The organism is Streptomyces sp. NPDC054863, from assembly GCF_053610825.1.
This window is the reverse complement of the sequence record NZ_JBSGZD010000191.1, coordinates 1-15087: the sequence shown is the minus strand read 5'-3', so window position 1 is coordinate 15087 and position 15087 is coordinate 1. Positions and strand designations below refer to the sequence as shown.

Here is a 15087-nt window from a genome sequence, read left to right as displayed (position 1 = left end):
CCGATCGGCTGCCGCCCCTCCTCGTGCGTACCGGAAACGCTTACGCGGCGAGCTTTGCCAGGGCTGCGTCGATGCGGGTCAGGGTCTTGTCCTTGCCCAGGATTTCGAGGGACTCGAAGAGGGGCAGGCCGACCGTGCGTCCCGTGACGGCGACGCGGACCGGGGCCTGGGCCTTGCCGAGCTTGAGGCCGTGCTCCTCGCCGGCGGCCAGGACCGCGTTCTTGAGGGACTCCGGGTCCGACCAGTCGGCCGCTTCCAGCGTCGCGCGGGCCGAGGTCAGGAGCGCGGCCGGGTCGCCCTTCATCGCCTTGGTCCAGGACGCCTCGTCCTCGACCGGGGTCTTGAGGAAGAGGAAGTCGACGTTGGCGGTGATGTCCGAGAGGACCGTGACGCGGGTCTGGGCGTGGGGGGCGATGGCCTCCCAGGCGGCGCGGTCGAAGTCCTCGGGGGCCCAGTTGGCGTGCGGGGCCCGCAGCCAGGGCTCGCAGGCCTCGGCGAAGGCCTTCGGGTCGAGGAGCCGGATGTGGTCGGCGTTGATCGACTCGGCCTTCTTGAGGTCGAAGCGGGCCGGGTTGGCATTGACGTCGGCGACGTCGAACTTCTCGATCAGCTCGGGGATCGTGAAGATGTCCTGGTCGGCGGAGAAGGACCAGCCGAGCAGGGAGAGGTAGTTGAGGAGGCCCTCGGGGAGGAAGCCGCGCTCGCGGTAGATGTTGAGGTTCGCCTGCGGGTCGCGCTTGGAGAGCTTCTTGTTGCCCTCGCCCATGACGTACGGCAGGTGGCCGAAGGCGGGGATCTCCTTGGCGAAGCCGAGGGAGATCAGTGCCCGGTAGAGGGCGATCTGGCGGGGGGTGGAGGACAGGAGGTCCTCGCCGCGCAGGACGTGGGTGATCTCCATCAGCGCGTCGTCGACCGGGTTGACCAGGGTGTACAGCGGCGCGCCGTTGGCGCGGACGATGCCGTAGTCCGGGACGTTCTCGGGCAGGACGGTGATCTCGCCGCGGACCAGGTCCGTGAAGGTGATCGCCTCGTCGGGCATGCGGAAGCGGACGATGGCGGGGCGGCCCTCGGCCTCGTAACCCTGCTTCTGCGCGTCCGTGAGGTCGCGGCAGTGGCCGTCGTAGCCGGAGGGCCTGCCTGCGGCGCGGGCGGCGTCGCGGCGGGCGTCCAGCTCCTCGGTGGAGCAGTAGCAGTGGTACGCGTGGCCGGCGGCGAGGAGCTTCTCGGCGACGTCCTTGTAGAGGTCCATGCGCTGGGACTGGCGGTACGGCGCGTGCGGGCCGCCGACCTCCGGGCCCTCGTCCCAGTCGAGGCCGAGCCAGCGCATGGAGTCGAGGAGCTGCTGGTACGACTCCTCCGAGTCCCTCGCGGCGTCGGTGTCCTCGATGCGGAAGACCATGGTGCCGCCGGTGTGCCGGGCGTACGCCCAGTTGAACAGGGCGGTACGGACGAGGCCCACGTGCGGGTTGCCCGTCGGGGAGGGGCAGAACCGTACGCGGACGGGGGCGGAGGGAGTGTTAGCCACGCGTGATCACCTTGTTGGTGAGAGTGCCGATGCCTTCGATGGTGACGGCGACCTCGTCGCCGACGTTCAGGGGTCCGACACCCGCGGGGGTGCCGGTGAGGATGACGTCTCCGGGGAGGAGGGTCATCGCTTCGGAGACGTGCGCGACGAGGTCGGCGACCGAGCGGACCATGTCGCTGGTGCGGCCGAGCTGGCGCTGCTCTCCGTTGACCGTGCACTGGATGGTGAGGTCGGAGGGGTCGAGGTCGGTCTCGACCCAGGGGCCCAGGGGGCAGGAGGTGTCGAAGCCCTTGGCCCTGGCCCACTGCTTCTCGCGCTCCTGCACGTCGCGGGCGGTGACGTCGTTGGCGCAGGTGTAGCCCAGGACGACGTCCTTCACGCGCTCGCGGGGGACCTCGCGGCACATCCGGCCGATGACCACGGCCAGTTCGGCCTCGTGGTGCAGCTCGGAGGAGAAGGAGGGGTAGGCGATCGGGTCGCCGGGGCCGATGACGGAGGTGGACGGCTTGAAGAAGGCCACCGGGACGTCCGGGACCTCGTTGCCGAGCTCCGCCGCGTGCTCCGCGTAGTTGCGGCCGATGGCCACGACCTTGCTGGGGAGGACGGGCGGCAGGAGCCTCACCTTGTCGAGCGGGACCTTGACGCCGGAGAGCTCGAAGTCGGCGTACGGAATGCCCTTGATGATGTCGAGGACGAGGCCACCCGATCCGATGGTTCCCTCGCCCTCGACCGCGCCGAAGGCGACATTGCCGTCGATGGAGAATCTGGCGATGCGCACTGTGTGCCTGCGCCCCTTACCTGAGCTGGCTGAAGTCTGACGCTCCAGGCTAACGCGGGTGGGGGTGCGGACCCGGCCCCGTCGGCCGGGAGTGCGCGCCGGGGCAGGTCAGGCGGAGACGGCCACGGGCTGCTGCTGGGGCTCCGGGGCGACCATCAGGATGGTGCGGCGGGAGTTCGCGGTGACGGTGGGGAGCTCCTGGGCGTACTCCGGGAGCGCCGCCGCGGCGGGGGTCGCGGAGGAGTCCAGGTGGGCGAGCGTGGTGCGCTGCGGGTTGGCCAGGTTGCGGATCGCCGGGGCCGGCTTCTTCGCCGTCTTCGTCGTCGTCATGTGTAGGTCGCACCTTGTCGTCGGGACGCCTCGCGGGCGCCGGCTGGTCGGATTCGCAATCCCTGTAAAGCGCCAGGCTAAACATCCGCTTCCCGGCCAAAGCCGGGAATGTGCAGGGATCTTCGTGTGAGTTTCCTCACGAGTTGTTGGGCAAATGCCGCATTTCAGGCTGTTGATCTTGCGGGCAGAAACGGACATTGCATACCTGAAGGATTCATTCCGCTCCTGATCGTCTCGACTGGGGCACCCCCCACCCGTAAGCGACTCGTGGGTAATTGTCCATTTCGTAGGGGAAAGGATCCTACGACTGGTGACTCATCCGGCACAAAGCGTCACTCCCGGTGCACCGGACCCCTCGGGCCTTGTTGGAGATCCTGCACTGTGCTGGAATTCCCCGGACCGCGGTCACCACGACCACCCAATGGGGATGATCCGGTACCCCACGACTCGACACCGTTGTGCCGCTCAGCGGCAGGACGCCTGGTCCAGAGGTTGCGACGCTAGTGCAGGGACGTTTCAAGAGGGATGGCAGCGCTGCGGCGGAGCAGGAGCCGCGCGGCGGGACCGACCGCGGCTCATCGCCCCAGCCCCAGCACGCCCAGACTCCGCAGAGCCCCCAGAACCGGGGCCCGGCGCAGGCCGGCGGCGGAGCTGCCCGGCCAGGACCCTCCGGCGGCGCAGGCGGCAACGGTGCGGGCGGCAAGGGAGCGTTCGGCGGCGGCGGTGGCGCCTTCGGTGGCGGCGGCAATGCCTTCGGCGGCGGCCAGGAGGGCCCGGCGGCCCCCGGCGGCCCCGGCGCGCCCAAGCAGAAGGCGTCCAAGACCCCGAAGCCGATCGGCGCGGGCACCCGAATATCCCTGCGCAACTGGAGCATCAGCACCCGTCTGGTCTCGCTGCTGGCCCTCCCCGTGGTCGCGGCGACCGCGCTCGGCGGCCTCCGTATCCAGGAGTCCCTCGACGACATGCAGCAGCTGGAGCACATGCAGCTGCTGACCAAGATGACCCGTCAGGCCACCGACCTCGCCGCGGCTCTGCAGAACGAGCGCGACAAGACGGCAGGCCCGCTGCACAACGGCGCCGAGCGCTCCGACCCGACGGTCAAGGCCGAGACGGACAAGACCGACCTCATGCGGGAGGCCTTCCTCACCGGTACGAGCGACGTCGACACCGGCAGCGAGTCGGACTCGTCCCTGAACAGCATCCGGCACAGCCTCACCGAGATCTCGGTCAAGCTGCAGAACCTGAAGCAGATCCGCTCGGAGGCCTTCAAGGACCAGGGTGGCGCGGGCAACTCGCAGACCGTCAGCGAGTACAGCAACCTGATCACCTCCCTGCTGAGCCTCTCGCAGGACATGGCGCAGGCCACCTCCAGCCGGGAGATGATCCAGCGCACGCGCGCCCTGGCGGCGTTCTCGTCCGCCAAGGAGTACGCCTCGATCCAGCGCGCGATCATCGCGGGCGCGCTCCCCGCCAACCCGGACGACGCGAGCCAGAAGACCCAGCTCCACGAGAGCGACCGGCTCTTCGGCAAGTCGGCCCTGGAGAACGAGCGCAACGCGCTCACCACCTTCACCCGGATCTACGGCGACACCGAGGCGAAGAAGCTGCTCGACGTCCTGGAGCACGGCAGCCCCGACGCCCTGCGCGCCGACACGTACGCGCACGACGTGCTGTCCAAGGAAAACGGCATCTCCCGCGTCCAGAAGCGGTCCTACATGGACTGGGGCGACCAGGCGAGCAACGAGATCCAGGCCATGAAGCGCATCGAGGCCACGCTGCTCAGTCAGATGGACCAGAAGGCGCGCGAGCTCCAGGCCGACTCCGAGCGCTCCTCGATCATCTCCGGTGCGGTCATCCTCCTGGTGCTCGGCGTCTCGCTCGTCGGCGCCTTCGTGGTGGCCCGCTCCATGATCCGTTCGCTGCGCAGGCTGCAGGACACCGCGACCCGGGTCGCCCAGGACCGGCTGCCCGAGCTCGTCAAGGCGCTCTCCGAGTCGGACCCGCAGGACGTCGACACCACCGTCGAGTCCGTCGGTGTGCACAGCCGGGACGAGATCGGCCGCGTGGCGTCCGCGTTCGACGACGTGCACCGCGAGGCCGTACGACTCGCCGCCGAGCAGGCGTTGCTGCGAGGCAACGTCAACGCGATGTTCACCAACCTCTCGCGCCGTTCGCAGGGCCTCATCCAGCGTCAGCTCTCGCTCATCTCCGAGCTGGAGGCCCGCGAGGCCGACCCGGACCAGCTGTCCTCGCTCTTCAAGCTCGACCACCTCGCGACCCGTATGCGCCGTAACGGCGAGAACCTCCTCGTCCTCGCGGGCGAGGAGCCGGGCCGCCGCTGGACGCGGCCCGTGCCGCTGGTCGACGTGCTCCGTGCCGCCGCATCCGAGGTGGAGCAGTACGAGCGCATCGAACTCTCCTCGGTCCCCTCGACCGAGGTCGCGGGACGCGTCGTCAACGACCTCGTGCACCTCCTCGCAGAGCTCCTGGAGAACGCGACGTCGTTCTCCTCGCCGCAGACCAAGGTGCGCGTCACCGGTCACGCGCTGCCCGACGGCCGGGTGCTCGTCGAGATCCACGACACCGGCATCGGCCTGTCGCCGGAGGACCTGTCCGCGATCAACGAGCGGCTCGCCGCTCCCCCGACCGTGGACGTCTCGGTGTCGCGCCGGATGGGTCTGTTCGTGGTCGGCCGGCTGTCCCTGCGACACGGCATCCGCATCCAGCTCCGCCCGTCCGACTCCGGTGGTACGACCGCGCTGGTCATGCTCCCCGTGGACGTCGCCCAGGGCGGCAAGAAGCTTCCCGGCAAGCCCGGTGCTCCGGGCGCTCCCGGCGGCCAGGGCGGTGCACCGCAGATGCCCGCGGGTCCCGGTGCACGTCCCGGTCTGCCCGCGGGTCCCGGTGCGGGCGGCGGCCCCGGCAGCCGTCCCGGTGCGCCGCAGGGCGGTCCCGGTCTGCTCGGTTCCGAGCCGCCCCGGCGCCAGGTCGCGGCCGGTTCCGCGCCGGCCGCGCTGCCGGGGCGTACGCCCGGAGCGGGTCTCGCGAACCCGGCGCCCGCCGGTCCCCCGAAGCGCGGCGGTCTCGCCGGTGCGTTCGGCGGCGGTCGCGGCGGCCGTGAGGACGTACGCCAGAGCAGTGCGCCCGAGCCGGAGCGTGGCGCTCCCGCCTCGCTCCCCCGGGCCGGCGGTCCGCGTGCCGAGCTGCCCGGCGGCAACCCGGCGGCCCCGCAGCGGCCCACCCCGCCGAACGCACCGCAGGACGGTCAGCCGGGTACGAGCTGGGGCGCCAGGCCGAACGCGGCCGACGCGCCGCGCGGCCACGAGGAGACGGCGGACCGCCAGGGTCCCGGCTCCACCGCCGAGTTCGACCGCCCGGACTTCAACGGGCCGCCGCCAGGCACGGGCTCGACGACGGGCCAGTACGAGCGTCCGGACGTCCGGCAGGACCCGGCGGCCACGGGCCAGTTCCCGCAGGCCGACACGCGCGGCTTCCAGGACCCGGCCGCCACGGGGCAGTTCCCGCAGACCGGCCGTGGATTCCAGGACCCGGCCGCGACGGGCCAGTTCCCGCAGGCGGACAACCGCGGCTTCCAGGACCCGGCGGCCACGGGCCAGTTCCCGCAGGCCGACCTCTCCTCCACGTCCGGGCAGTTCGAGCGCCCCGACGTGCGCGGTCAGCAGGGCAACAGCACCAGCGGCCAGTTCGAGCGTCCTGACGTGCGCGGTCAGCAGAGCCAGGGCCAGGGCCCCGGCTCGACCGGGCAGTTCCCGCAGGTCGGCCGTGGATTCCAGGACCCGGCCGCGACGGGCCAGTTCCCGCAGGCGGACAACCGCGGCTTCCAGGACCCGGCGGCCACGGGCCAGTTCCCGCAGGCCGACGCACGCGGGTTCCAGGGCCCGGCGGTGGACCCGTACGACACCGGTACGCACCACACCGGTGCGCACGACACCGGTGCGCACGACACCGGTGCGCACGACGCCGGCTCGCACCACACCGGCTCGTACGAGCGCCCCGGCTTCCCCACCACTCCGGCGCCGCCCACCGGCCTGCCGCAGTCGCCGAACGCCCCGCGCCCGCGCGGTCCCGAGGGCGGCACGGACGGCCGTGGCCGCGGCGAAGCCGACTTCGGTGCGCCGCGCCCCGTGGCGAGCCTGCCCGCGCGGCCCACTTCGCAGCAGGGCCCGCCGCAGACGCCTCCGCAGGCCCCGCAGCAGCGCCAGGACCGGCCGCAGCACCAGCAGGCGGCGCCCCAGGCTCCGCAGGCCCGGCAGCCGCAGCAGTCGTCCGACTCGCTGCCGCCCGCCGGTCCCGGAGACGGCCGCACGCCGCTCTTCGACACGCTGGAGTCGAACTGGTTCCACGGCGAGCAGCCCGGCGGACCGGGCCAGCAGGGGCAGCAGGGCCCGCAGCAGGGCCAGGCCGCTTCCGTGCCGCAGCAGCCGGGTGCCTCCGCTCCCGAGCGCGAGGCCGCCGAGCCGAACTGGCGCCCTTCACCGAACGACGAACTCGCCTCGCAGGCCGAGCGGGTGCGCAAGCCCGCCGCCGGTGGTGTCACCACCTCAGGACTTCCGCGCCGTGTCCCGAAGGCCAACCTGGTCCCGGGCACTGCGCAGGAACAGAACCATCAGAGTGGTCCGCAGGTCTCCCGTGCGCCCGATGACGTGCGTGGCCGGCTGACCAATCTTCGCCGGGGCATTCAGCAGGGCCGCCAGGCCGGTACCAATGGCACCACTGGCAGTTTCCGCACCATTGACCCCACTCACCAGCAGGAGCGTTAGTTGAGTCCGATGAGCCAGGCGGCGCAGAATCTGAACTGGTTGATCACCAACTTCGTGGACAACACCCCCGGGGTGTCCCACACGGTGGTGGTCTCCGCCGACGGACTCCTTCTGGCGATGTCCGAAGGTTTCCCCCGTGACCGTGCCGACCAGTTGGCGGCGGTGGCCTCCGGGCTGACCTCGCTGACGGCCGGTGCGTCCCGGATTTTCGAGGGCGGCCCGGTCGCCCAGACCGTGGTCGAGATGGAGAGGGGTTTCCTCTTCCTCATGTCGATCTCGGACGGCTCGTCCCTGGCCGTGCTGGCGCACCCCGACGCCGACATCGGTCTGGTCGGGTACGAGATGGCGCTGCTGGTCGACCGGGCGGGCACGGTCCTCACCCCGGACCTCCGTGCGGAACTCCAGGGCAGCCTGCTCCACTAGACCGCGCCCCCCGTCGCGTACCCCCGCGCGGCACCCCTCGTTCCAGAAGATTCCCCGAAAAGCTTCACACCGTCCGGCCGTAAGCCCGATCCCCCCACCGGCCCCGTCAGACGGCACGCCGACACCCTGCTGTCATGCCCGGAGGACCCATGACCCCGCCCCCCGCCTCTCACGATTCGTACGGCGGCGCGCATACCGACGCGCCGTACGACGCATACGAGGGCGACCAGCCGCTGGTACGTCCTTACGCGATGACCGGCGGCCGGACCAGGCCGCGCTACCAGCTCGCCATCGAGGCACTGGTCAGCACCACGGCCGATCCGGCACACCTGTCCACGCTCCTCCCCGAGCACCAGCGGATCTGCCACCTGTGCCGCGAGGTCAAGTCGGTGGCCGAGGTCTCCGCGCTGCTGGCGATGCCGCTCGGCGTCGCGCGCATCCTGGTCGCCGACCTGGCCGAGGCCGGCATGGTGGCGATCCACCAGCCGGGCGAGGGAGCGGACGCCGACGGAACGCCGGCCGTCACGCTGCTGGAAAGGGTGCTCAGTGGACTTCGGAAGCTCTGACGGCGCGACGGGCGCGGCCCGTTCCACCACCTCCGCGAAGATCGTGGTGGCGGGCGGCTTCGGCGTCGGCAAGACCACGTTCGTCGGAGCCGTGTCGGAGATCAACCCGCTGCGCACGGAGGCCGTGATGACCTCCGCCTCGGCGGGGATCGACGACCTCACCCACACCGGGGGCAAGACCACCACGACGGTGGCGATGGACTTCGGCCGCATCACGCTGGACCAGGACCTGATCCTGTACCTCTTCGGTACGCCGGGCCAGGACCGCTTCTGGTTCATGTGGGACGACCTCGTACGGGGCGCCATCGGCGCCGTCGTCCTGGTCGACACCCGCCGTCTCGCGGACTGCTTCCCGGCGGTCGACTACTTCGAGAACAGCGGACTGCCTTTTGTGATTGCGCTGAACGGCTTCGACGGCCACCAGCCGTACACGCCGGAGGAGGTCCGCGAGGCCCTCCAGATCGGGCCCGACACCCCGATCATCACCACCGACGCACGCCACCGCGCGGACGCGAAGAGCGGCCTGATCACGCTGGTCGAGCACGCACTGATGGCGCGGCTGAAGTAGCCCGGCCAAAGTAGGACACAAGTGGGGCGCGGCATACGGCAGTTGTCGTAGCCGAACCGGGGCGGGTTGTGGTGTACGACACTCTCCGCCCCTGCTCCGCCGTGGAATTCATAACGTTTCGAAAGAGAATTGCAGGAGCAAGGCAACCCGGCGCGTTCATTCGGTGTCGCTGTGCTCACACGAGCCCCGTCTTTTGACGGGGCTCGTTCTTTATGCCCGTTTTATCTGAGGGATGGGCCACTAGGGAGGCCGCCTCCCGGCTGTTTGGTTCAGAACCGTCGGCCGTGCTGGAATTCGGCGAAACTCCTGAGTAAGTACGAGTAGTACGAGCAGTCGGTACGACCCTGAACGCAGTACCGCCCTGAACGAACCGGCACAGCGTAGGTGCCGACGCCGAGAGGTTGTTGGTCGAGTGAGGCGAAGCAAGAAGAGCTCCGCGGAGCAGCAGACGCGGGGCAACTTCACCCCGCCGTCGCGCACTGCGGCGACGGGCGGCGCCGACGTACCCGCGGACGCACCGCAGGGCGGCAGCGCCAGCCGGATGTCGCCCCGCAACTGGCGGGTGGCCACCCGGCTGAACGCGATCCTCCTCGTACCCGTGATGGTCGCCCTCGTCATGGGCGGCTTCCAGGTGAACGGCTCCATCAACAACTGGCGCAAGGCGCAGGACGCGGAGAAGACCGCGCTGATCGTGCGCGCCGCCGCCGAGTACGGCCACGCGCTGCTCAACGAGCGCGACCTGACCGCCGCGCCCCTGCTCGCCAACGGCAGCCGTGAGGGCAAGGACGTCATGGCGGCGAAGGCCGTCACCGACTCCGCGAAGCAGAAGTTCGACACGGCGGTCAAGGGCATGCCGGACAACCAGGGCCTGGCCAACCGCCTGCGCCGCATCCGGGAGGCCGAGCCGAAGCTCCCGGCGCTGCGCGAGAGCGCGTACACCGCGGGCGTCGAGAACAAGAACCCGGTCGCCACCGAAGAGGGCTACCGCGACGTCCAGCACTTCCTGATGGAGGTGTCGAACGAGCTGAGCCTCGGCTCGGGCAACATCACCTCCTACGGCCGGACCGTGTACGCGGTCGAGCTGGCGAAGGCCGCCGAGTCGCTGCAGCGCGCCATCGGCATGCACCTGCTGGTCCGCCCCGGCGGCAACGGCAACGGCGCGATCTTCGACGGCCAGGTCAAGGCGTTCTGCTCGTACAACTACCTGGAGACGATCGCCCTCGGCGAGTACGCGTCGGGCGGCACCCAGCACGACGTGGACCGGCTCCGCGAGGTCATGAAGGGCAAGGCCGACGAGGGCGCCGGGAAGCTCGCCGAGGCAAAGGCCGCCGCGCAGGCCGCGGGCAAGCCCCTGCCGACGCCGCCCAGCAAGAACGGCTCGATCCTCGACGGCATGGCCGCCGAGATCTGCAAGGGCCAGTCGAAGCGGGCGCTGGCGGCCAAGGGCATCGTCCCCCAGACCTGGATGGCCGCCGCGACCGCCAAGTTCGAGGGCTACTCGCAGATCGAGAACGAGCTCGTCGACAAGGCCGTCAAGGACGCCGCGGTCATCTCCGAGGACTCCCGCAACGACGCGATCATCAACGGTGCGATCGTCGTGGTCGCCCTGCTCGCCGCCTTCGTCCTGGCCGGTACGGTCGCCCGCCAGATGAGCCGCTCGATGAAGCGCCTGCGCACCGCCGCCTTCTCCATCGCCGAGCAGCGCCTGCCGATGCTCGTCGACCAGCTCTCCCGTACGGAACCCGGCCGGGTCGACACCCGCGTGGAGCCCCTCCCGATCACCTCGCACGACGAGATCGGCGAAGTGGCCCGCGCCTTCGACCAGGTGCACCGCGAGGCCGTCCGGCTCGCCGCCGAGCAGGCCATGCTCCGCGGCAACGTCAACGCGATCTTCACCAACCTCTCGCGCCGCAACCAGTCGCTGATCGAGGGCCAGCTGACCCTCATCACCGACCTGGAGAACAACGAGGCCGACCCCGACCAGCTGGAGAGCCTGTTCCGGCTCGACCACCTGGCCACCCGCATGCGCCGCAACGGCGAGAACCTCCTGGTCCTCGCCGGCGAGGAGCCTGGCCGCCGCTGGAACCAGCCGGTTCCGCTGGTCGACGTCCTGCGCGCCGCCTCCTCCGAGGTCGAGTCGTACGAGCGCATCGAGCTGACCGGCGTCCCCGAGTCGGAGATCCACGGCCAGGCCGTGACCGACCTCGTGCACCTGCTCGCCGAGCTCCTGGAGAACGCCACCACGTTCTCGTCCCCCCAGACCAAGGTCCGCGTCAACGCGACCCGTCTCCCCGACGGCCGCGTGATGGTCGAGATCCACGACAAGGGCATCGGGCTCACCCCCGAGGACTTCGCGGACATCAACCACAAGCTGGCCAACCCGCCGACGGTGGACGCCGCGGTCTCGCAGCGCATGGGCCTGTTCGTGGTCGGCCGTCTCGCCGACCGGCACGGCATCCGCGTCCAGCTCCGCCCCTCGGGCGAGCAGGCCGGTACGACCTCGCTGGTCATGCTCCCTGACGCGATCACCCACGGTGGCGGCGGCGAGAACCTGCCGCAGGGCGACTTCACGGTCTCCTCGATCATGGCGGAGCAGCAGACCGCCCCCGAGCCGCCCGCCTTCGAGAGCGCCCCGATGCGGACCGCGGCCGAACTCGGCTTCGACGACTCGCAGTACGAGGCGCCGCAGGGACAGCCGGGTCAGCCGGGCAACGCCCCGGGCCGGACACCGCTCGATCCGGTGAACCGCTCGCTGCAGCGCGAGGAGCGCAGGGCCGCCCTGGAGGGCAGGCCCGCACAGGGCGACGACCGCCCGCTGTTCCGCGACGAGGTGCCGCAGCAGGGCGGGTACGAGGAGCAGCGGTACGAGGAGCCCTACCAGGAATCCTCGTACCAGGACCCCTCGTACCAGAACCCCTCCTACCAGGAGCAGGGTCAGCAGCAGCCGGGCTACGACCAGCACGGCTACCCGGCCGCGCCCCCTGCCTCCTCCGGCGGCTTCGACGGCTTCGGCCCCCGCGACTCCTTCGGCTCGACCGAGCCGTACGCCGGGCAGCCGCAGCAAGGGCAGCCGCAGCAGGGGCAGCCGCAGCAGGGCTATCCGGAACCCGAGTACCAGGCTTACGAGGAGCAGTCCCAGCAGCCGCAGCAGGCCAACTGGCAGGACCAGAACGGTTTCCCGGCCGCGTACGACCCCTCGTACCAGGCACAGGCGGAATCCGGTCAGGCTTCTCCCGAGACTCCCGAAGCACCGCAGGACCCCGTAGGCTTCGACCGTCCGGGGCCCACCCCTCCCGCACCGCGCGCCGGTCACGCGATGACCGACGCCGGCCTTCCGCGCCGCGGCAGCCAGTCCGGTCCCGAGAGCATGCTCAGCCGGCACAGCAAGTCCGCCGGCGGCTCGGAGCAAGGGGAGCAGGCGCCCGGGGCACCGCAGACTTCCCAGGCACCGCAGCCCCCGCAGTCGCCTCGCCCCCCGCTGGCCAAGCTCCCGCAGCGGTCCGCCGCTCCGCAGGACGGCACGCAGGGTGCTGAGCAGCAGAACGCCGCCGGTGACGGCGAGGCCGCGGACAGCGCCTGGCGCACGTCGAACGACGAGCGCTGGCAGCGGGCCGAGAAGCTCAAGGACCCGAAGGCGGGCGGGATCACTCCCTCCGGCCTTCCCAAGCGGGTTCCCAAGGCCAACCTGGTCGAGGGCACCGCGGAGCAGAGCCCGCAGGGCGGCCCCCAGGTCTCCCGCGCCCCCGAGGACGTACGGGGCAGGTTGAGCAACCTGCGCCGCGGCGTCCAGCGGGGACGCAGTGCGGGAACGGACCAGAACCAAGCGGCCACTTACGATCAGCACAGTGGACCGGGTAGTACCTACAACCAGGAGCGTTAGTGTGAGCCCGATGAGCCAGGCGGCGCAGAATCTGAACTGGTTGATCACCAACTTCGTGGACAACACCCCTGGTGTTTCCCACACGGTGGTGGTCTCCGCCGACGGACTCCTGCTGGCGATGTCCGAAGGATTCCCCCGTGACCGTGCCGATCAGCTGGCGGCGGTGGCCTCCGGGCTGACGTCACTGACGGCCGGTGCCTCTCGGATCTTCGAGGGCGGCGCCGTCAACCAGACAGTGGTGGAGATGGAGCGTGGATTCCTTTTCATCATGTCCATCTCCGACGGATCCTCGCTCGCGGTGCTTGCGCACCCCGATGCCGACATCGGCCTCGTAGGCTACGAGATGGCACTGCTCGTGGACCGGGCAGGCACGGTGCTGACCCCGGATCTGCGGGCGGAGCTCCAGGGCAGCCTGCTCAACTAGGCGAACCCAAGAAGTCGAACAAGCAGACACAAGTGTTCTCAACTAGCAGACACCCCGTGCGTATTGGCGTCCCCGGGCTTTAGGGTTCGGGGACGTGGCTCCACAGTGCATGGTGCCCGCAGTGCAGTCGGAGGAGGAGAACGTGGCAACGCCCCCAAACGGTTCGTCGGCCGACTGGCCTTATGGCCGCGGCCCGGGACAGGGTCAGGGTGGTCCCGGCGACCCCTCGCAGAACCGCTTCAACTTCCCCTCCACGCCCAGCCGTTCACCGTACGAGAGCCGTCCCTACCAGCAGCAGCCCCCGCAGCCGCCGCACCGCGCCCAGCAGCCCGGCATCCAGCCGGTGCAGCCGCGTCCGGCGGCCGGCCGCGGTCCCGGCTCGCCCTCGTCGTCCGCCCCGGGCGGCACTCACAACCCTCTGGTGCGTCCGTACGCCATGACGGGCGGCCGTACCAGGCCCCGCTACCAGCTCGCCATCGAGGCGCTGGTCAGTACGACGGCGGAACCCGCGAGGCTGCAAGGGCAGTTGCCCGAGCACCAGCGGATCTGCCACCTGTGCCGTGAGATCAAGTCTGTCGCCGAGATCTCGGCACTGCTTTCCATCCCCCTCGGCGTTGCCCGGATCCTCGTCGCCGACCTGGCAGAGGCCGGACTCGTCGCCATTCACCAGCCCGGCGGCGACGACGCCGCGGGCGGTCAGCCAGACGTGACACTGCTCGAAAGGGTGCTCAGTGGACTTCGCAAGCTCTAGCAGCGGAGCAGCCCGCTCCACAACCTCCGCGAAGATCGTGGTGGCGGGCGGCTTCGGCGTCGGCAAGACGACGTTCGTCGGAGCCGTGTCGGAGATCAACCCGCTGCGCACCGAGGCCGTCATGACGTCCGCGTCGGCGGGCATCGACGACCTCACCCACACCGGGGACAAGACGACCACCACGGTCGCCATGGACTTCGGCCGCATCACGCTGGACCAGGACCTGATCCTGTACCTCTTCGGTACGCCGGGCCAGGACCGCTTCTGGTTCATGTGGGACGACCTCGTACGAGGCGCCATCGGCGCCGTCGTCCTGGTCGACACCCGCCGCCTCGCGGACTGCTTCCCGGCGGTCGACTACTTCGAGAACAGCGGACTGCCGTTCGTCATCGCCCTCAACGGCTTCGACGGCCACCAGCCGTACAACCCGGAGGAGGTCCGCGAGGCCCTCCAGATCGGGCCCGACACCCCGATCATCACCACCGACGCACGCCACCGCGCGGACGCGAAGAGCGCGCTGATCACGCTGGTCGAGCACGCACTGATGGCGCGGCTGCGGTAGGGCGGCCTGCCGGGCGGGGAACACGTGCGGGTGCGTCGTGGTTGCTCGCGCAGTTCCCCGCGCCCCGCGCCCCTGAAATGCCGAAGGCCCGGCGCCCCCGTGGTGGGGTGCCGGGCCTTCGGTGTGCTCGCGTACGGAGGGTGTCAGCCCTGCCAGCTGTGCGGGGCCCGGAATCCCGGTGTCCGCTCCAGCCGGCGCCAGCCGGCGGCCGTGCGGCCGTGCGGGGCCGACACCTCGGCCGGACGCGCGGCGGCACGCGCCAGCAGGATCGCGGTGATCGCGGCCAGCTCCTCGGGAGCCGCCTCGCCCTTCTCCACACGCAGCAGGTTCTTCGTGGCAGCCGTATCGGCAGGGGTGCTCATCAGTTTCGTCGTCTCCGTCTCGTCGTCTCCGGCAGAAAGAATTACTGGGGCGGGTTGCCGTGCTTGCGGGACGGCAGGTCCGCGTGCTTGTTGCGCAGCATCGCGAGTGAGGCGATGAGGACCGAGCGGGTTTCGGC

The 15087-nt window shown here is 70.6% G+C and carries 12 protein-coding genes; 8 read left to right on the top strand and 4 right to left on the bottom strand.

Translation table 11 applies throughout. The features are described from left to right. Positions 1-40 precede the first annotated feature (40 nt). The 3 genes from gltX to ACWGIG_RS27030 all read right to left on the bottom strand — a co-directional run bounded on the left by gltX (position 41) and on the right by ACWGIG_RS27030 (position 2633). Entirely contained in the window at positions 41-1525 is a 1485-nt protein-coding gene (gene gltX / locus ACWGIG_RS27040; RefSeq protein ID WP_453324277.1) for a glutamate--tRNA ligase, read from the bottom strand. Continuing rightward, a complete protein-coding gene (locus ACWGIG_RS27035) occupies positions 1518-2303 on the bottom strand; it encodes a fumarylacetoacetate hydrolase family protein (RefSeq protein WP_453324276.1) in 786 nt (261 codons plus the stop codon). The genes gltX and ACWGIG_RS27035 overlap by 8 nt, the downstream gene beginning before the upstream one ends. Before the next feature lie 108 nt (positions 2304-2411). Continuing rightward, entirely contained in the window at positions 2412-2633 is a 222-nt protein-coding gene (locus ACWGIG_RS27030; protein ID WP_453324275.1) for a hypothetical protein, read from the bottom strand. Between the two features lie 503 nt (positions 2634-3136). Here ACWGIG_RS27030 and ACWGIG_RS27025 point away from each other — a divergent pair. The 8 genes from ACWGIG_RS27025 (at position 3137) to ACWGIG_RS26990 (ending at position 14588) form a co-directional block, all read left to right on the top strand. Continuing rightward, on the top strand, positions 3137-7414 hold the full coding sequence (locus tag ACWGIG_RS27025; RefSeq protein WP_453324274.1) for a nitrate- and nitrite sensing domain-containing protein: 4278 nt from the start codon (positions 3137-3139) through the stop codon (positions 7412-7414). A 9-nt stretch (positions 7415-7423) separates the two neighbouring features. Continuing rightward, on the top strand, positions 7424-7837 hold the full coding sequence (locus ACWGIG_RS27020) for a roadblock/LC7 domain-containing protein (protein ID WP_185034582.1): 414 nt from the start codon (positions 7424-7426) through the stop codon (positions 7835-7837). 149 nt (positions 7838-7986) lie between these two features. Then, positions 7987-8403, top strand: a complete 417-nt coding sequence (locus ACWGIG_RS27015) for a DUF742 domain-containing protein (RefSeq protein WP_362416166.1) — start codon at positions 7987-7989, stop codon at positions 8401-8403. Continuing rightward, the gene (locus tag ACWGIG_RS27010; RefSeq protein WP_362416163.1) at positions 8384-8971 is read left to right on the top strand and encodes a GTP-binding protein; all 588 of its coding nucleotides are present in this window, start codon (positions 8384-8386) and stop codon (positions 8969-8971) included. Before ACWGIG_RS27015 ends, ACWGIG_RS27010 begins: the two co-directional genes overlap by 20 nt. A gap of 412 nt (positions 8972-9383) precedes the next feature. Further along, on the top strand, positions 9384-12851 hold the full coding sequence (locus tag ACWGIG_RS27005; RefSeq protein ID WP_453324273.1) for a nitrate- and nitrite sensing domain-containing protein: 3468 nt from the start codon (positions 9384-9386) through the stop codon (positions 12849-12851). Between the two features lie 10 nt (positions 12852-12861). Then, positions 12862-13275 (top strand): roadblock/LC7 domain-containing protein, encoded by a 414-nt coding sequence (locus ACWGIG_RS27000; protein ID WP_030980891.1) that lies wholly within the window; start codon positions 12862-12864, stop codon positions 13273-13275. Between the two features lie 142 nt (positions 13276-13417). Then, the gene (locus ACWGIG_RS26995) at positions 13418-14026 is read left to right on the top strand and encodes a DUF742 domain-containing protein (RefSeq protein WP_453324272.1); all 609 of its coding nucleotides are present in this window, start codon (positions 13418-13420) and stop codon (positions 14024-14026) included. Next, positions 14007-14588: a GTP-binding protein gene (locus ACWGIG_RS26990; RefSeq protein ID WP_185034326.1), complete on the top strand. Its 582-nt coding sequence runs from the start codon at positions 14007-14009 to the stop codon at positions 14586-14588. The genes ACWGIG_RS26995 and ACWGIG_RS26990 overlap by 20 nt, the downstream gene beginning before the upstream one ends. A 143-nt stretch (positions 14589-14731) precedes the next feature. Here ACWGIG_RS26990 and ACWGIG_RS26985 read toward each other — a convergent pair whose 3' ends face one another. After that, complete coding sequence (locus tag ACWGIG_RS26985) at positions 14732-14953, bottom strand: acyl-CoA carboxylase subunit epsilon (protein WP_453324278.1); 222 nt, start codon at positions 14951-14953, stop codon at positions 14732-14734. Positions 14954-15087: the final 134 nt, after the last annotated feature.